Source organism: Klebsiella sp. 10982 (assembly GCF_048589245.1).
GTDB lineage: Bacteria > Pseudomonadota > Gammaproteobacteria > Enterobacterales > Enterobacteriaceae > Klebsiella > Klebsiella quasivariicola.
Genome location: NZ_JBMAXV010000005.1, coordinates 107,063 through 123,819, shown reverse-complemented (window position 1 = coordinate 123,819; position 16,757 = coordinate 107,063). Strand labels below are relative to the sequence as shown.

16 protein-coding genes are annotated in these 16,757 nt (G+C 58.5%); 3 read left to right on the top strand and 13 right to left on the bottom strand.

Annotation, left to right across the window (positions count from 1 at the left end):
- Positions 1-2 precede the first annotated feature (2 nt).
- The 5 genes from sucA to sdhC all read right to left on the bottom strand — a co-directional run bounded on the left by sucA (position 3) and on the right by sdhC (position 6,499).
- A complete protein-coding gene (sucA, locus tag ACKLKD_RS06250; RefSeq protein WP_087806408.1) occupies positions 3-2,810 on the bottom strand; it encodes a 2-oxoglutarate dehydrogenase E1 component in 2,808 nt (935 codons plus the stop codon).
- A gap of 445 nt (positions 2,811-3,255) precedes the next feature.
- Complete coding sequence (gene sdhB / locus ACKLKD_RS06245) at positions 3,256-3,972, bottom strand: succinate dehydrogenase iron-sulfur subunit SdhB (protein ID WP_002894954.1); 717 nt, start codon at positions 3,970-3,972, stop codon at positions 3,256-3,258.
- Positions 3,973-3,987: 15 nt separating this feature from the next.
- Positions 3,988-5,754: a succinate dehydrogenase flavoprotein subunit gene (sdhA, locus tag ACKLKD_RS06240; protein WP_008805685.1), complete on the bottom strand. Its 1,767-nt coding sequence runs from the start codon at positions 5,752-5,754 to the stop codon at positions 3,988-3,990.
- A complete protein-coding gene (gene sdhD, locus ACKLKD_RS06235) occupies positions 5,754-6,101 on the bottom strand; it encodes a succinate dehydrogenase membrane anchor subunit (RefSeq protein WP_002894949.1) in 348 nt (115 codons plus the stop codon). Before sdhD ends, sdhA begins: the two co-directional genes overlap by 1 nt.
- Positions 6,095-6,499, bottom strand: a complete 405-nt coding sequence (gene sdhC / locus ACKLKD_RS06230; protein ID WP_004142216.1) for a succinate dehydrogenase cytochrome b556 subunit — start codon at positions 6,497-6,499, stop codon at positions 6,095-6,097. Before sdhC ends, sdhD begins: the two co-directional genes overlap by 7 nt.
- A gap of 324 nt (positions 6,500-6,823) precedes the next feature.
- On the opposite strand from sdhC, the gene ACKLKD_RS06225 reads away from it, so the two are divergent.
- Both ACKLKD_RS06225 and gltA read left to right on the top strand, forming a co-directional pair.
- A complete protein-coding gene (locus tag ACKLKD_RS06225) occupies positions 6,824-6,925 on the top strand; it encodes a hypothetical protein (RefSeq protein ID WP_418133188.1) in 102 nt (33 codons plus the stop codon).
- 214 nt (positions 6,926-7,139) lie between these two features.
- Positions 7,140-8,423, top strand: a complete 1,284-nt coding sequence (gene gltA, locus ACKLKD_RS06220) for a citrate synthase (RefSeq protein WP_025711815.1) — start codon at positions 7,140-7,142, stop codon at positions 8,421-8,423.
- A 64-nt stretch (positions 8,424-8,487) separates the two neighbouring features.
- Here gltA and nei read toward each other — a convergent pair whose 3' ends face one another.
- From nei to ACKLKD_RS06190, 6 genes are read right to left on the bottom strand one after another with little or no spacing between them, the layout of a single operon-like run.
- The gene (nei, locus tag ACKLKD_RS06215; RefSeq protein ID WP_080924567.1) at positions 8,488-9,279 is read right to left on the bottom strand and encodes an endonuclease VIII; all 792 of its coding nucleotides are present in this window, start codon (positions 9,277-9,279) and stop codon (positions 8,488-8,490) included.
- Positions 9,280-9,294: 15 nt separating this feature from the next.
- Positions 9,295-9,939: a pyroglutamyl-peptidase I gene (gene pcp / locus ACKLKD_RS06210; protein WP_025711817.1), complete on the bottom strand. Its 645-nt coding sequence runs from the start codon at positions 9,937-9,939 to the stop codon at positions 9,295-9,297.
- A 29-nt stretch (positions 9,940-9,968) separates the two neighbouring features.
- Positions 9,969-10,721, bottom strand: a complete 753-nt coding sequence (gene pxpA / locus ACKLKD_RS06205; RefSeq protein ID WP_025711818.1) for a 5-oxoprolinase subunit PxpA — start codon at positions 10,719-10,721, stop codon at positions 9,969-9,971.
- Positions 10,711-11,643 carry a 5-oxoprolinase subunit PxpC gene (gene pxpC, locus ACKLKD_RS06200; RefSeq protein WP_025711819.1) on the bottom strand — a complete coding sequence of 311 codons (933 nt, stop codon included), beginning with the start codon at positions 11,641-11,643 and terminating at the stop codon, positions 10,711-10,713. The genes pxpA and pxpC overlap by 11 nt, the downstream gene beginning before the upstream one ends.
- On the bottom strand, positions 11,637-12,293 hold the full coding sequence (gene pxpB, locus ACKLKD_RS06195) for a 5-oxoprolinase subunit PxpB (protein WP_025711820.1): 657 nt from the start codon (positions 12,291-12,293) through the stop codon (positions 11,637-11,639). The genes pxpC and pxpB overlap by 7 nt, the downstream gene beginning before the upstream one ends.
- A 14-nt stretch (positions 12,294-12,307) precedes the next feature.
- Positions 12,308-13,051 (bottom strand): type 2 GTP cyclohydrolase I, encoded by a 744-nt coding sequence (locus ACKLKD_RS06190; RefSeq protein ID WP_025711821.1) that lies wholly within the window; start codon positions 13,049-13,051, stop codon positions 12,308-12,310.
- A gap of 267 nt (positions 13,052-13,318) precedes the next feature.
- Between ACKLKD_RS06190 and dtpD the strand changes: the two genes are divergently transcribed.
- A complete protein-coding gene (gene dtpD / locus ACKLKD_RS06185) occupies positions 13,319-14,797 on the top strand; it encodes a dipeptide permease DtpD (protein WP_025711822.1) in 1,479 nt (492 codons plus the stop codon).
- Here the strand turns inward: dtpD and phrB are convergent.
- Entirely contained in the window at positions 14,769-16,211 is a 1,443-nt protein-coding gene (phrB, locus tag ACKLKD_RS06180; protein WP_087806410.1) for a deoxyribodipyrimidine photo-lyase, read from the bottom strand. The genes dtpD and phrB overlap by 29 nt on opposite strands.
- 184 nt (positions 16,212-16,395) lie before the next feature.
- Complete coding sequence (locus ACKLKD_RS06175; protein WP_025711824.1) at positions 16,396-16,605, bottom strand: DUF2517 family protein; 210 nt, start codon at positions 16,603-16,605, stop codon at positions 16,396-16,398.
- Positions 16,606-16,757: the final 152 nt, after the last annotated feature.

Here is a 16,757-nt window from a genome sequence, read left to right as displayed (position 1 = left end):
AATTAATCGACGTTCAGCGCGTCATTGACCAGATCTTGTTGCTGTTTCTGGTGAACGGACATATACCCTACCGCCGGAGAGGCGGAGGCCGGGCGGCCTGCGTAACGCAGAGAGGCCCCAAACGGAATCACTTCACGGAAGTGATGCTGGCTGCAGTACCATGCGCCCTGGTTGAGCGGCTCTTCCTGGCACCAGACAAAATCATGCACGTGCGCATACGCTTTCAGCGCTTCCTGTACCGCCTGGTGCGGGAACGGATAGAGCTGCTCGATACGAACGATAGCGACATCTTTTTGCTCGTTTTTGCGGCGCTGTTCCAGCAGGTCGTAGTAAACCTTACCAGAGCACAGCACAACGCGCTTCACAGCCTGCGGATCGAGTTGATCGATTTCACCAATGGCCGGCAGGAAAGTACCGTTCGCCAGCTCATCCATGCTGGAGACCGCCAGCGGATGACGCAGCAGCGACTTCGGCGACATCACCACCAGCGGACGGCGCATACCGCGCAGCGCCTGGCGACGCAGCATGTGGTAAACCTGCGCCGGGGTGGACGGCACGCAAACCTGCATGTTTTGCTCAGCGCACAGCTGCAGATAGCGTTCCAGACGCGCGGAGGAGTGCTCCGGACCCTGGCCTTCGTAGCCGTGCGGCAGGAGCATCACCAGGCCGCACATCCGGCCCCACTTCTGCTCACCGGAGGAGATGAACTGGTCGATCACCACCTGCGCGCCGTTGGCAAAGTCGCCAAACTGCGCTTCCCAGATGGTCAGAGTGCGCGGTTCGGCGGTGGCGTAACCGTATTCGAACGCCAGCACCGCTTCTTCGGACAGAACCGAGTCCCAAACGCGGAACTGACCCTGGCCGTTATGGACATGCTGCAGCGGCGTGTAGGTTGAACCATTGGTCTGGTTATGGATCACCGCATGACGGTGGAAGAAGGTGCCGCGGCCGGAGTCTTCCCCGGACAGACGCACCGGGATGCCTTCGTCAACCAGTGTGGCGTAGGCCAGGTTTTCGGCACCGCCCCAGTCGAACAGCTTCTCGCCTGCCGCCATCGCCTGGCGGTCGGCGTAAATTTTCGCCACGCGGGACTGCATTTCGATACCTTCCGGCACCGTGCTGATGCGTTTGGCCAGCTCCTGCAGACGCTTCGGCTCCACTTTATCCGGATAGCTCTCGTCCCACTCGTGGTTGAGGTACGGCGACCAGGTAAAGGAGTGCATGTTCATCGGGCGCCATTCCTGCACCACGCACTCGCCGGCATCCAGCGCATCGCGGTAGAGATTCACCTGCTCGGTGGCGTCTTCCAGGGTCGCGACGTTGTCCTGCTCCAGCTTATCAGCATAGGTTTTGCGCGGAGTCGGATGCTTTTTGATCTTCTGGTACATCAGCGGCTGGGTTGCGCTCGGCTCATCGGCTTCGTTATGGCCGTGACGGCGGTAGCACACCAGATCGATGAAGACATCGCGTTTGAAAGTATTGCGGAAATCCAGCGCCAGACGGGTGACGAAAGCAACGGCTTCCGGGTCATCCGCGTTAACGTGGAAAATCGGCGCCTGCACCATTTTACCGATGTCGGTGCAGTATGGCGTAGAACGCGCATCCAGCGGGTTCGAGGTGGTAAAGCCCACCTGGTTGTTGATAACGATACGCACGGTACCGCCCACTTCGTAGCCGCGGGCTTTCGACATGTTCAGGGTTTCCTGAACCACGCCCTGGCCGGTGACGGCGGCGTCGCCGTGGATAGTGATCGGCAGAACTTTGTTGCTGCTCGGCTCGTCCAGACGATCCAGACGGGCGCGTACGGAACCGATAACCACCGGGCTGACGATCTCGAGGTGCGACGGGTTAAACGCCAGCGCCAGGTGCACCAGACCGCCTTCGGTTTCGATATCGGAAGAGAAGCCCATGTGGTACTTCACGTCGCCGGTGCCGAGGTGTTCTTTATGTTTGCCAGCGAACTCGTCGAACAGGTCCTGCGGTTTTTTACCCAGCACGTTGACCAGCACGTTGAGGCGGCCGCGGTGCGCCATACCCAGCACCACTTCACGGGTGCCGCTCTTGCCCGCATGGCGGATCATCTCTTTGAGCATCGGGATCAGGGCGTCGCCACCCTCCAGCGAGAAGCGCTTCGCCCCCGGGAATTTGGCGCCGAGGTAACGCTCCAGGCCTTCTGCGGCGGTCAGCTCGCTGAGGAAGCGTTTTTTCTCTTCCGCGCTGAAGTTCGCTTTACCGGCTACCGATTCAATGCGCTGCTGGATCCAGCGTTTTTCTTCGGTAGAGGTGATATGCATGTATTCCGCGCCGATGGAGCCGCAGTAGGTTTGCTTGAGGGCGGCAATCAGGTCGCCCAGCTTCATCGTGTCTTTACCGATGGCAAATGAACCTACGTTATAGCTTTCCTGGAAATCGGCCTCGGTCAGATCGTGGTAGGCCGGATCGAGATCCGCCACTCTCTCTTGCTTCCACAGTCCCAGCGGATCGAGATTCGCATGCTGGTGACCACGGAAACGGTATGCGTTGATGAGCTGCAGGACTTTAACCTGCTTCACATTGGTATCTGGGTCGGAAATCGAAGAAGTGTAACGTGAGGCATCCTTCGCCAGTCGACGGAAATAATCACGCGTTTTGGAATGAAATTGATCCGGTTTAACTCCGGTGCCAGGTAACTGCTGGAACATTGAACGCCAGTTGGCGTCAACAGAGTCAGGATCGGTTAAGAAGTCTTCATAGAGCTGTTCTATCCAGCTCTGGTTCGAACCAGAGAGGTAAGAAGAGTCCAGCCAGGCTTTCATTGCGCCGTTCTGCATCGTGATCCCTTAAGCATTCATATGCTTATTTCGCCGTAGAAACTACCACGCACACCGCGTGTACGTGCCGGGGTTCACTTGTTGCGGACGAGTTGTGGTTTCTATCCGCTAAGGAACCTTTAAAAACTGCCATTAATCTTCAGCGTTCCGGCTGCGGTTGCGTTGGCTGCCTTCGCTTACCCCGGTCACATAGTTCACTATGCTCCCGGGGATGCGCTCAGTTGCCGCCTTACCTCGCACTGAACGCCTCGATTACTGGTACATCTTGTGGCGGTTTTTAAAGATTTCCTGCTATCCCCTTCATACTTCAAGTTACATGTGCGTTGGCTTTCCTGTAACTCGAATTATTTAGGGTATTCATTTCCCGGTGGCACAAACGCTACCGGGGTTACTGCTTTTGGTAGCCCGGATAAGCGCAAGCGCCATCCGGGACAGACCGTGTTGCTTACGCGCTGCGCTGCAGCAGCATCGACTTAATATGGCCGATGGCGCGCGTCGGGTTCAGCCCCTTCGGACACACACTGACGCAGTTCATAATGCTGTGACAGCGGAATACGCTGAAAGCATCGCTCAGACCGTCGAGGCGTTCGCTGGTTTCGGTATCGCGGCTGTCAATCAGGAAGCGATACGCGGCCAGCAGGCCAGCCGGGCCGATGAACTTGTCCGGGTTCCACCAGAACGACGGGCACGAGGTCGAACAGCATGCGCACAGAATACATTCGTACAGACCATCGAGCTTCTCACGCTGTTCCGGCATCTGCAGATGCTCGCGAGCCGGAGGATTTTGCCCATTATTCAATAAGTAAGGCTTAATCTTCTCATATTGTGCATAGAATTGCCCCATGTCCACCACCAAATCACGGATCACCGGTAATCCAGGCAGCGGACGGATGACAATCTTCTTGCCCGGCTGATTCAGCGCGGAGATCGGCGTGATGCACGCCAGACCGTTTTTCCCATTCATGTTCAGGCCATCGGAACCACACACCCCTTCACGGCAGGAGCGACGGAACGACAGCGACGGATCTTTTTCTTTCAGCTGGATCAGCGCATCCAGCAGCATCATGTCGCGACCTTCTTCCGCTTCGAGGGTGTAATCCTGCATGTGCGGAGCGTCGTCAACATCCGGGTTATAGCGATAAATTGAAAACTCGAGTTTCATTTTCCTGTCTCCGCATTAGTAAGTACGAATCTTCGGCGGGAATGCCGGACGCAGTTTCGGTTCCATGTTGACGCTACGACGCGTCATGGATTCCGACTCTGGCAGATACAGGGAATGGCACAGCCAGTTTTCATCATCACGATCCGGGAAGTCGAAGCGGCTATGGGCGCCACGGCTTTCAGTACGGAAGTTAGCGGACACGGCGGTCGCAAACGCGGTCTCCATCAGATTGTCCAGCTCCAGGCACTCAACGCGCTGGGTGTTGAACTCGCTGGAAGTATCGTCGAGACGCGCGTTTTTCAGGCGCTCGCGGATCACTTTCAACTGCTCCAGACCTTTGTGCATCGCATCGCCTTCGCGGAACACCGAGAAGTTGTGCTGCATACATTCCTGCAGCGCTTTGCGGATTTCCACCGGGTCTTCGCCGGAGCGGGTGTTGTTCCAGCGGTTGAGGCGGTCCAGCGAGCCTTCGACATCCGATTCGCTGGCGTCGCGCAGCGTACCCTGTTCGGCGATGGACTCCTGCAGATGCAGACCCGCCGCACGGCCAAAGACCACCAGGTCAAGCAGCGAGTTGCCGCCGAGACGGTTGGCGCCGTGGACCGATACGCAGGCGATTTCGCCTACCGCGAACAGGCCCGGGATCACCACATCTTCGCCCTTCTCGTTCACGGTCAGCGCCTGGCCGGTGACTTTGGTCGGAATACCGCCCATCATGTAGTGGCAGGTTGGGATAACCGGAATCGGTTCTTTCACCGGATCAACGTGAGCAAAGGTACGGGACAGCTCAAGGATGCCTGGCAGACGAGATTCCAGAACCTCTTTACCCAGGTGATCCAGTTTCAGTTTCGCGTGCGGGCCCCACGGACCGTCGCAGCCGCGGCCTTCGCGGATTTCGATCATGATGGAACGCGCCACCACGTCACGACCCGCCAGGTCTTTCGCGTTCGGGGCATAACGCTCCATAAAGCGCTCGCCGTGTTTGTTCAGCAGGTAACCGCCTTCGCCGCGACACCCTTCGGTGACCAGCACCCCTGCCCCGGCGATGCCGGTCGGGTGGAACTGCCACATTTCCATATCCTGCACCGGCACGCCAGCGCGGATAGCCATCCCCACGCCGTCACCGGTATTGATGTGGGCGTTGGTGGTGGACTGATAGATACGGCCTGCGCCGCCGGTCGCCAGCACGGTCGCACGGGCTTTAAAGTAGACCACTTCACCGGTCTCGATGCACAGGGCGGTACAACCGACCACCGCGCCATCCTGGTTTTTCACCAGATCGAGCGCGTACCATTCGGAGAAGATAGTGGTGTGATTTTTCAGGTTCTGCTGATACAGGGTGTGCAGCAGCGCGTGGCCGGTACGGTCAGCCGCCGCCGCAGTACGTGCCGCCTGCTCGCCGCCGAAGTTCTTCGACTGGCCGCCGAACGGGCGCTGATAAATACGGCCGTCGTCAAGACGGGAGAACGGCAGCCCCATGTGCTCCAGCTCAAGAATCGCTTCCGGACCGGTTTTACACATGTATTCGATGGCGTCCTGGTCGCCGATATAGTCCGACCCTTTTACGGTGTCGTACATATGCCATTCCCAGTTATCTTCATGGGAGTTACCGAGCGCGACGGTGATGCCACCCTGCGCGGATACGGTATGGGAACGGGTCGGGAATACTTTGGAGAGCAGTGCACAGGTCTGTCCGCTCTGGGAAATTTGCAGCGCCGCGCGCATACCTGCGCCGCCGGCACCGATGACAACAGCATCAAACTCTCTGACTGGCAATTTCATTACACACCCCACACCACAACAAATCCATAAAGAACGTAAGCCACCAGCGCCACAACGATAGCCAGTTGCAGAACCAGGCGCAGAGCCAGTGGTTTAACGTAGTCCGTTAACACCTGCCACATCCCGATCCAGGCATGGATGAGAATGGAGACGAGAGCCAGCAGAGTGAAGACTTTAGTGAAGCCGGAGGCAAAGAATCCGGTCCACACTTCCCATGAGATTTCACCGGTGGTGGCGAAGAAGCCAACCATGTAGATGATGTAGAGGGTCAGAACGATGGCGGTAGCACGGACCAGAATAAAGTCATGTACGCCGTTGCGTCCCAGTGCTGAGGCGTTGCTTACCATACGAGGACTCCTGCGAGAAGTGAAAGCACGACAGTAATAACAAAAGAAATTTTGGCGGAACGTTTCCCTGCTTCGAGGGTTTCGTCCAGGTAGCCAAAGTCCATCATCAGATGGCGGATACCGACCACAACGTGATAGGCCAGCGCGGTGAGAATGCCCCACATGATGAACTTCACAAAGAAGCTATCCATGATGGAGGCCGCCGTCAGAAAACCTTCAGGGGAGGAAAGGCTGGTGCCCAGCAGCCAAAGCAGAATTCCGACCGCCACGAAGGTGATGACACCGGAAACGCGATGGAGAATGGACGCTATCGCCGTGATTGGGAACCGTATCGTTTGTAGATCCAGATTGACAGGTCTTTGTTTTTTCACATTTCTTACCATGAATAACGCCCACATGCTGTTCTTATTGTTTCCTTCCTCCGGTCTGCTTGCGGGTCAGACAGCGTCCTTTCTATAACCAGAAGTCATGTTAAAACGTCTTTTCAGGCATTAAAACATCACTAAACAACGCTGGGTGGCTCGGGATTGCAGGGTGTTCCGGAGACCTGGCCGCAGTATAGGCCGTTCACAAAATCATTACAATTAACCTACATATAGTTTGTTGGGTTTTCTCCGGAACAGTGATCAAGGTCACGATAACAACATTTTTTTAATTTTTAATCACCTGATTTGACAAATATTAAACATTCTTGTTACAACCATTACCAGTTAAATGCAATAATGCTCAAAAGTTATGGGGTCACTCTTTCACCTGAGAATAAGTTATGTAACAGTGTGTCAGTATTGACCGATGTAATCAGGACAGTTATTAGTGGTATATAGGTTTTAATATTCGGACTGCTAAAACGCTGATTTGCTGTTGTTTCACCGCAGCCCTGAAGAACGTGCCATCAAGCGCCGTTGCTCTGTACCCTGCCCTTTTCGCTGACGCAGAGCTGTGTGCAACATAACAAACTGGTAACGTATGCAGGCGCGGGCCGAAAGCAAATCCACCACCCGGCAGTCTTAAGCAATAAAGGCGCTAAGGAGACCATAAATGTCTGATGCTAAAGCAAAAATCACCCTGGGTGGTGACACTGCTATTGAACTGGATGTGCTAAAAGGCACGCTCGGTCAGGATGTTATTGATATTCGTAGTCTTGGTTCAAAAGGCGTATTTACTTTTGACCCAGGTTTCACATCAACGGCTTCTTGTGAATCTAAAATTACGTTTATCGATGGTGACGAGGGGATCCTGCTGCACCGCGGTTTCCCGATCGACCAGTTAGCGACCGAATCTAACTATCTCGAAGTTTGTTATATTTTGCTGTACGGTGAAAAACCGACCCAGGCCGAATATGACGAATTTAAAACCACCGTCACCCGTCACACCATGATTCATGAGCAGATCACCCGTCTGTTCCATGCGTTCCGTCGCGATTCTCACCCGATGGCCGTTATGTGCGGGATCACCGGCGCCCTGGCGGCGTTCTATCATGACTCTCTCGACGTCAATAACCCACGTCACCGCGAGATTGCCGCCTATCGTCTGCTGTCCAAAATGCCAACCATGGCAGCCATGTGTTACAAGTATTCTATCGGTCAGCCGTTTGTTTATCCGCGCAACGACCTCTCCTACGCCGGCAACTTCCTGCGCATGATGTTCGCCACGCCGTGCGAAGAGTATGAAGTCAATCCGGTGCTTGAGCGCGCCATGGATCGTATTCTGATCCTGCATGCCGATCACGAGCAGAACGCGTCGACCTCGACGGTCCGTACCGCGGGCTCCTCCGGCGCGAACCCGTTCGCCTGTATCGCTGCGGGCATCGCCTCCCTGTGGGGACCGGCACACGGCGGTGCCAACGAAGCGGCGCTGAAAATGCTGGAAGAGATCAGCTCCGTTGAGCACATTCCGGAATTTGTTCGTCGTGCGAAAGACAAGAATGACTCTTTCCGCCTGATGGGCTTCGGCCATCGCGTGTACAAGAACTACGACCCGCGCGCCACCGTGATGCGTGAAACCTGCCACGAAGTGCTGAAAGAACTGGGCACCAAAGACGACCTGCTGCAGGTGGCCATGGAGCTGGAGCATATCGCGCTGAACGACCCGTACTTCATTGAGAAGAAACTGTACCCGAACGTCGACTTCTACTCGGGTATTATCCTGAAAGCGATGGGTATTCCGTCCTCCATGTTTACCGTTATCTTCGCCATGGCGCGTACCGTGGGCTGGATTGCGCACTGGAACGAAATGCACAGCGATGGCATGAAAATCGCCCGTCCGCGTCAGCTGTACACCGGCTACGCCAAACGCGATTACCAGTCCGACATTAAGCGTTAATCTTGCGGTCCGGATGACAAAAACGCGCCTGTTGGCGCGTTTTTTTTATCTGTCTGAAACTGGCTTAATGCTGGCATCGCGGGCACCAGTAAAACGGCCGCGAGGAGAGCGTTGTCTTTTCAATTATCCCCCCGCAGCGCTCGCAGCGTTCCCCGGCACGATGGAAGACCTTAAAGCGGAACAGCGCGCCGTGATGCTTGTTGTCATCCACCAGGCCGCGGGTGTGATAAGAAAGCCGCGGGATAGCCAGCAGCGCGTGCGCCAGCGCATCCAGCTGGCTGTCGCTCAGTTCAGCAGCTTTACGCTTCCCGCTTAATCCCACCTGCCAGAGAATTTCCACCCGCAGATAGTTACCGAGCCCGGCCAGAAAGGCCTGATCGAGTAGCAGGCCGGAAAACTGACGATGGCGGAATTTGGCCGACAGCAGCCGCGCTTTCACCGCCTCCGCGGTTAACGTCATATCCAGCACATCCGGTCCCACGCGCAGTAAGAACGGGTGATGGGCAACCTGCTCCGCCGTGAGCATCTCAATATCTGACGCGCTGTAGAGCAAAATCGCCTTCCTCGCCGTCTGCAGCCTGACGCGCAGCACGCGGTTGGAAGTGGGCTGTTCACCGGCATCAACCACGCGCCAGACGCCGTACAGCTGATTATGACTGTACAGGGTCAGTCCGCCGGAGAAGCGGGTCAGCAGGGCTTTCCCCCGGGTATCGATACGCGTCACCCGCTGACCCGTCAGCGAGGTTTGGTAGGGTTGCAACTGGGGAAAGGCGAACCAGACGTCAGTTAAGGGTTCGTCTTTGATTGCCGCCTCCAGTTTGTCCGCCGCACGGCGGATCTCCGGACCTTCCGGCATACTGTCATCCTTTTGTTAGTGGGTAGCACCGCCACCCAGTTTGCTATCTACCGGCTGACGCAGCGCCACGGCAATGGCCGTTTCCAGCGCCTCACGCACAGTGGCGGTCGCCATGCTCGGCTCGCCGGGATGGGCCGCCGCCTGCGCCGGTAGCCAGGGAATATGGATAAAGCCGCCCCGCACCTCAGTCTGCCCCTGCAGCCTGTGCAGCAGGCCGTACATGACGTGATTGCAGACGAAGGTGCCGGCGGTTTGCGACACCGACGCCGGGATCCCGCGATCGCGCAGCGCGCTGACAATCGCTTTGATCGGCAAAGTGCTGAACCACGCCGCCGGCCCGCCGGCGACGATCGGCGTGTCGACCGGCTGCTGGCCTTGATTATCAGGAATACGCGCATCATCGACGTTGATAGCCACACGTTCGAGGCTGATATCGACGCGACCGCCAGCCTGCCCCACGGCGATAACCAGCTTTGGCTGCAGCGCGTTTATCGCCGTATAGAGCACCGACAGCGCCTCGCCAAACACACAGGGAAGCTGGCGGGCGATCACCGTCTGACCGGCAATCATCGTCCCGTCCAGCTGCTGCACCACTTCCCAGGAAGGGTTCACCGTCTCGCCGTCGAAGGGTTCAAACCCGGTTATCAGTACTCCCGCCATCATCCTCTCCTTCGCGGTCAGTCAGATTGTCATATTTCTGCGTCCAGCTGAGCGCTGACCTGAATATGGCGCCCGGCAAAGGCCGCCCGCAGACGGCGGGCAAAATCCAGCGCGTGTGGGCCATCGCCATGCAGACACACCGTCTGCGCCACCACGTTCGCCCATTCGCCGCTGACGCTACGCACCCGGTGGTGTTGCACCATCTCGAGAGTTTGCGCCAGAGCCTGCTCTTCGCTGTCAATCAGCGCCCCGGGTTGGCTGCGCGGCACCAGGCTACCGTCGGCCAGGTAGCCGCGATCGGCAAACACCTCCTGGCGCGTCGTCAGACCATAGTGCTGCCCGGCGCGGACCAGTTCGCTGCCCGCCAGCCCCACCAGCACCAGTTTCGGATTCACATCACGGATCGCGCGGGCAATCGCGTCCGCCAGCGGCGGTGATTTGGCCGCCTGGTTATACAGCATGCCGTGCGGCTTCACGTGCTGCAGCTCACCGCCCTGCGCCTGAACGATCGCCGCCAGGGCGCCAATCTGATACAGCGTCTGGGCATAGACCGTTTCCGGCGGCAGATCCATCGCTGTGCGGCCGAAATTTTCCCGGTCGGCATACCCTGGATGGGCGCCGACCGCTACGCCGTACTTCAGCGCCTCGCGTACGCTCTGCACCATCAGCCCGGCGTCGCCGGCGTGAAAGCCGCAGGCGATATTTGCCGACGAGACCAGCTGGAGGAGCGCGCTATCATTCGCCCCGCCTTCCCCGAGATCGGCATTGAGATCAATCATCATCGTGGAGTCTCCAGGCCAGTTGTTCAAGATAACGTTGACGATCGGCCCGCGCCTTCAGGGCCTCCTCCAGCGAACAGGCGACGAAGTGGATCGGCTGCCCCAGCGGGATCTGCGCCAGCTGGTACATATCGGACTCAATAATGCAGGCGATGCGCGGATAGCCGCCGGTGGTTTGCGCATCGTTCATCAGGACGATGGGCTGGCCGTTATGCGGCACCTGCACTACGCCCGGCAGCAGACCGTGCGACAGCATCTCGCGATCGGTGATCCGTTTCAACGGCTGCCCCTGCAGGCGGTAGCCCATGCGATTGCTCTGCGGACTGAGCTGCCAGGGGGAGCGCCAGAACGACGCCTGCGAGGCCGCATCAAACTCATGATACTCCGGGCCCGGCAGCGCGCGAATGCGGTTGCCCAGCGGCAGCTGCTTGACACCGCGCGAGGTGGTAAAGCGCCGAGCGGCTTTCCCGAGCTTCAGTTGGTCGCCATCCTGCAGGCGGCGTCCTTCCAGACCGCCAATCCCCGCCTTAAGATCCGTGCTGCGCGAGCCAAGCACCACCGGGACCGCGACCCCGCCCGCCACCGCCAGATAGCTACGAATGCCATGCTGCGGCGTTTTCAGCACCAACCGTTGCCCGGCCCGGTAGGCGGTGCGCCAGCCCACCCAGACCGCTTTGCCGTCCAGCGTCGCTTCGCAGGCGGCGCCGGTCAGCGCGAACCAGCCGCTGCGGGCAAATTCGATCTCCACCTGACCGAGGGTAATCTCCAGCCCGGCGGCGTTCGCCTCGTTGCCAACCAGCAGATTGGCAATCACCAGCGAGGGATAATCCAGAGCGCCGCAGCGGCTGATGCCAGACTGACGCAGGCCTTCTCGTCCACCGTCCTGTACCGAGGTGTACAGACCGGCGCGGATCAGGGTTAACATACCCCCTCCTTTTGCGGCACAAAGCGAATTTTATCGCCCACGCGCAACAGCGCAGGCTCCTTACGCGCCGGGTCAAACAGCGTCAACGCGGTCCGCCCCAGCAGCTGCCAGCCGCCGGGCGTCGCCAGCGGATAGATGCCGGTTTGCGCGCCGCCAATGCCCACCGATCCGGCCGGGACCCGCACGCGCGGTTCGGCGCGACGCGGGGTCGCCAGCGCCGGCGGCAGCCCGCCCAGGTAGGGGAATCCCGGCTGAAAACCAATAAACCAGACCAGGTATTCCACCGAGGCATGCAGCTCCACAACCTGTTTTTCACTCAGGCCGCTGTGCTGCGCCACCACCCCGAGGTCCGGCCCGGCTTCGCCGCCGTACACCACCGGGATGGTCAATGATCTCGACTCCGGCTCCAGTGCGAGGCTCTCCTCCCACCAGCGCTGCAGACGGTCTATCGCCTCCCATGCCATCTCCTGAGGGCGGCGGAGCACCACGGTGATATTGTTCATGCCGGGAATGGCGTCAACCACCGCTTCGTGGTGAGACAGCCGCTGGGCCAATCCCCAGATCCGTTGCTGGCTCTCGAGCGTGACCGGCGGCTCCAGCTCCAGCACGACGGCCGTTTCTCCTAACAAATAACAACGCGCTCGCTGCACTTTTTTCTCTCCCGTCAGGCAGGGTTAGGAATATCAATAAAGGTAATATCCAGGTCGGTCGTTTCCGTCAGCCATTCGCTGAGGGCGCGAATGCCGCCCCGCTCGGTGGCGTGGTGGCCGGCGGCATAAAAATGCAGCCCCTGCTCGCGGGCAGAGTGAATGGTTTGTTCTGACACCTCGCCGGTGATAAACGCATCCACCCCGAAGCGCGCCGCGGCGTCGATAAAGCTCTGGCCACCGCCGGTACACCAGGCGACGCGGCTGACGGTATCCGGCCCGGTATCGCCGCACCACAGCGGCTTACGCCCCAGCCGGGCTTCGATCCACGAGGCCAGTTCGAGGCCGGAAACCGGCATCGACAGTTCGCCCCACGGCACCAGCGGTTCGATTTCACCCAGCACATTAATCCCCAGCAGATGCGCCAGCTGCGCGTTATTGCCCAGCTCCGGGTGGGCATCCAATGGCAGGTGCCAGCCGTAAAGATTGATATCGTTGGCCAGCAGAGTTTTCAGGCGGCGGCGCTTCATGCCGCGGATCACTGGCGATTCGTTTTTCCAGAAATAGCCATGATGAACAATCACCGCATCCGCCTGCAGCCGAACGGCCTCATCCAGCAGCGCCTGGCTGGCCGTCACCCCGGTGACGATCTTGTGTATCGTGTCGCGTCCTTCCACCTGCAGACCGTTAGGGGCGAAATCACTGATGGCCGCACTATTGAGCTTGTCGTTAATCAGTTGTTCCAGTTCGCTATTTTTCATCGCCACTCCAGCAGATAATCAGGGTATACAAAGGCATAACATAACCATATCCATTCGGGTCGTCGATAGTCCGCTACCGCCGCTGACCATGACTTTTTAGCGAATCCCGCAATTTGTCTATTCATACCGTCGCGCATTCATGTATATTTATGCACTTATAAAGCATATTAAATAACCAGAAAGCCCCTCAAGCCATGAATATGACTAATACATCGCTATTCATGCAGAACGATCGACTTTCGCTTTACGCCAGGAACCACACTTCATATGAAGACAACATCATCGCAGCCGCGGGCGATTTACTACGTCGTGGCGCTGCAGATCTGGGAGTATTTTAGCTTCTACGGCATGCGCGCCCTGCTGATCCTCTATCTCACCAATCAGCTCAAATATGACGATAACCACGCCTATGCCCTGTTCAGCGCCTACTGTTCGCTGGTCTATGTCACGCCGATCCTCGGCGGCTATCTGGCCGATAAGCTGTTAGGCAACCGGATGGCGGTGATGCTCGGCGCGCTGCTGATGGCCATTGGCCATCTGGTGCTCGGGGCCAGCGAAGCGGCTCCTATCTTCCTCTACCTGTCGCTGGCGATCATCGTCTGCGGCTACGGGCTGTTTAAATCCAACGTCAGCTGTCTGCTGGGCGAACTCTACGAACCCGCCGATCCGCGTCGCGATGGCGGCTTCTCGCTGATGTATGCCGCGGGCAATATCGGCTCGATTATCGCGCCGATCGCCTGCGGCTACGTACAGGAAGAGTATAGCTGGGCGATGGGCTTTGCCCTCGCGGCCATCGGCATGATTGCGGGGCTGGTGATTTTCCTCTGCGGCAACCGTCACTTCCGGCATACCGCCGGCGTCAACCGCCAGGCGTTGTGCGCGCGCCGTGTTCTGCTACCAAACTGGGGCTGGCTGCTGGTGCTGCTGGTCACCGCCCCGCTGCTGATTGCGGTGCTGTTCTGGCAGGAGTGGTCGGTGTATGCCCTGATCGTGGCGACCGCGATTGGCCTGGTGGTACTGGCGCGGATCTACCTGCGCGCCGAGACCGATAAGCAGCGCAAGGATCTGCGGCTGATCGTCGTCCTCACCGCGTTTAGCCTGCTGTTCTGGGCCTTCGCCCAGCAGGGCGGCAGCTCCATCAGCCTGTATATCGACCGCTTCGTTAACCGCCATATCATGAGCTATGAAGTTCCCACCGCCATGTTCCAGTCGGTCAACGCCTTCGCGGTAATGCTCTGTGGGATGGTGCTGGCGTGGCTGGTGAAAGAGAGCGTGGGTGGCAATCGCACCGTACGCATCTGGGGGAAATTCGCCCTCGGTCTGGGCCTGATGAGCGCCGGGTTCTGCATTCTGACCCTTAGCGCCCGCTGGTCGGCGGCCTATGGCCAGTCGTCCATGCCGCTGATGGTGCTGGGGCTGGCGGTGATGGGCTTTGCCGAACTGTTTATCGATCCGGTCGCGATGTCGCAAATCACCCGCATTGAGATCCCGGGGGTCACCGGGGTGCTGACCGGTATCTATATGCTGCTCTCCGGGGCCATCGCCAACTATCTGGCCGGCGTCATCGCCGACCAGACCTCGCAGGCGTCATTCGACGCCGCCGGGGCGGTGAACTACTCCATTGACGCCTACATCAAGGTCTTCAGCCAGATCACCTGGGGCGCGCTGGCCTGCGTCGGCGTGGTGCTGGTCATCTGGCTGTATCACTCGCTGAAGGTCAGGACCCGCCGTCTGGCGGTGGAGTAATCCCCTTTCTGGCGGCCTCCCAGGCCGCCAGCGTCTCCTGCCGCGCCTGTTTGTGATCGACCATCGGGCGCGGATAATCCAGTTTGATCCCTTGTTTATCCGCCCACACCCACGGCTGATGCAGCGCCTTCTCCGGCACCTTTGCCAGCTCAGGCAGCCAGCGACGCATAAACACCCCCTGCTTATCAAACTTCTCGCCCTGGGTGGTGGGATTAAAAATGCGGAAATAGGGCGCGGCGTCGGTGCCGGTCGAGGCTGCCCACTGCCAGCCACCGTTGTTCGCCGCCAGGTCGCCATCAATCAGTTGGCTCATGAAATAACGCTCCCCTGCCCGCCAGTCGAGGCGCAGATCCTTCGTCAGGAAACTGGCGACAATCATACGCAGCCGGTTATGCATCCAGCCGGTGGCGTTAAGCTGGCGCATCGCGGCATCGACAATCGGAAAGCCGGTCTCCCCGCGCTGCCAGGCCTGCAGGGCGGCCTCATCTTCACGCCAGGCGACCTTATCGGTCCACGCGATAAACGGGCGTCCTTTACAGAGTTTCGGATAGTAAACCATCAGATGGCGGTAAAACTCGCGCCAGATCAGCTCATTAAGCCAGGTGGCGCCGGCCCCGCCGTCCAGCGCGTTCGGGTGCTCCGCCAGCAGACGATGCAGGCACTGGCGCGGCGACAGCACCCCGGTGGCGAGGCAGGGCGACAGACGACTGGTCCCTTCCACGGCGGGGAGATCGCGCTGCTCCTCATAATCCGCCGCCGGTTGCTGACAAAACGCGCGCAGACGGGCCAGCGCCGTTTTTTCATCCGCGGCAAACAGCAGCCCATCAAACGGCGTTTGCGGGTAGTTAAGCTCAGGCACCGGCGGCGCCTGGCGGGCTGGCGTCTGGCGCGCCTTCGGGGCCGCCACGCACGCCGGCAACCCGTCCCGCAGACGGCGAATAAACGCATTCTTAAACGGGGTGAAGACTTTATACATTTCGCCGCCGCCGGTCAGTACGCTGCCGGGCGGCAACAGGACGCTGTCGTCAAATCCCTGGCAAATCACGTCGCGCAAGGTGTTCTCAACGGCCGCATCGCGCTGGCGTTCATTGAATTCGTACTGATAGTTGTAGAACAGGTGACTGACCTGATGCTGCTGGCAGAAATGGGCCAGCAGCTCGACGCTGGTGGTAAAATCATTCGCCTCTTCGACCCACAGCGGTATGCCCCGTTCCGCCAGCGCGGCGTGCAGACTGTGCAAATGGCTGGCGATAAACGCGGCCTGCCGCGGCGCCAGGTAATGCTCACGCCACTGCCCCGGGGTGGCGATAAACAGCGCCAGCACCTGCGCCTGCGGATCGCGGCAGGCGGCGGCCAGCGCCAGGTTATCGTGAATGCGTAAATCCGTGCGTAACCAGACCAGATGGGTGGCCATATCACTCCTCATTATCCGTCAGCAAAACTCATCTCATGATATAAGCCGGCAAAAATAGCGCGCTCCGGCAAAATAAGCACCTGCCAATTCCGTTGCGGCGCATGAAAACGAGTGTAGACAAGCGACGAAAAAAAACCGCCGGGGGCAACCCGGCGGTTTTCTTATGTTCTTCGCAGCAGGACGATTAATAAAAATCGTGAGCGGCTTTTTCCGCCTGCGCCATCCATACCGGCTGCTCGCTGGTTTTCGACCATACCCGGTGCAGCCAGCTGTAGTAGCGGGCGCGATCTTTCCAGAACAGCATCACCGGCAGCGCCACGACGCCAGCCACGACGGCGAAAGCACGACGCAGCAAAATAATATGAGCAGGATAAGCTTTGTACAACGCCATCATTTCTCTCCCCTTTATCAGGCCGGCAAGCAGCGCCGGTAAAATTAACTTGTTTGTCTGAGCAAAATAGTACCGTGTTGGTTGTAATTTTACTACTCATCCGACCACTAAAAAGCACGTATTTATACTTAATTTACATTCATCGCGTAAATTAG

Excerpts from the sequence above, each read along its gene's own strand:
- pxpC (WP_025711819.1), bottom strand. The coding sequence starts at position 11,643 with ATGTTAACCCTGATCCGCGCCGGTCTGTACACCTCGGTACAGGACGGT.
- gltA (WP_025711815.1), top strand. The coding sequence starts at position 7,140 with ATGTCTGATGCTAAAGCAAAAATCACCCTGGGTGGTGACACTGCTATT.
- nei (WP_080924567.1), bottom strand. The coding sequence starts at position 9,279 with ATGCCGGAAGGTCCGGAGATCCGCCGTGCGGCGGACAAACTGGAGGCG.
- ACKLKD_RS06225 (WP_418133188.1), top strand. The coding sequence starts at position 6,824 with ATGCTCAAAAGTTATGGGGTCACTCTTTCACCTGAGAATAAGTTATGT.
- pcp (WP_025711817.1), bottom strand. The coding sequence starts at position 9,939 with ATGGCGGGAGTACTGATAACCGGGTTTGAACCCTTCGACGGCGAGACG.
- sdhD (WP_002894949.1), bottom strand. The coding sequence starts at position 6,101 with ATGGTAAGCAACGCCTCAGCACTGGGACGCAACGGCGTACATGACTTT.
- sdhC (WP_004142216.1), bottom strand. The coding sequence starts at position 6,499 with ATGTGGGCGTTATTCATGGTAAGAAATGTGAAAAAACAAAGACCTGTC.
- ACKLKD_RS06175 (WP_025711824.1), bottom strand. The coding sequence starts at position 16,605 with ATGATGGCGTTGTACAAAGCTTATCCTGCTCATATTATTTTGCTGCGT.
- ACKLKD_RS06190 (WP_025711821.1), bottom strand. The coding sequence starts at position 13,051 with ATGAAAAATAGCGAACTGGAACAACTGATTAACGACAAGCTCAATAGT.
- sdhB (WP_002894954.1), bottom strand. The coding sequence starts at position 3,972 with ATGAAACTCGAGTTTTCAATTTATCGCTATAACCCGGATGTTGACGAC.
- pxpA (WP_025711818.1), bottom strand. The coding sequence starts at position 10,721 with ATGATGATTGATCTCAATGCCGATCTCGGGGAAGGCGGGGCGAATGAT.
- sdhA (WP_008805685.1), bottom strand. The coding sequence starts at position 5,754 with ATGAAATTGCCAGTCAGAGAGTTTGATGCTGTTGTCATCGGTGCCGGC.
- phrB (WP_087806410.1), bottom strand. The coding sequence starts at position 16,211 with ATGGCCACCCATCTGGTCTGGTTACGCACGGATTTACGCATTCACGAT.
- dtpD (WP_025711822.1), top strand. The coding sequence starts at position 13,319 with ATGAAGACAACATCATCGCAGCCGCGGGCGATTTACTACGTCGTGGCG.
- sucA (WP_087806408.1), bottom strand. The coding sequence starts at position 2,810 with ATGCAGAACGGCGCAATGAAAGCCTGGCTGGACTCTTCTTACCTCTCT.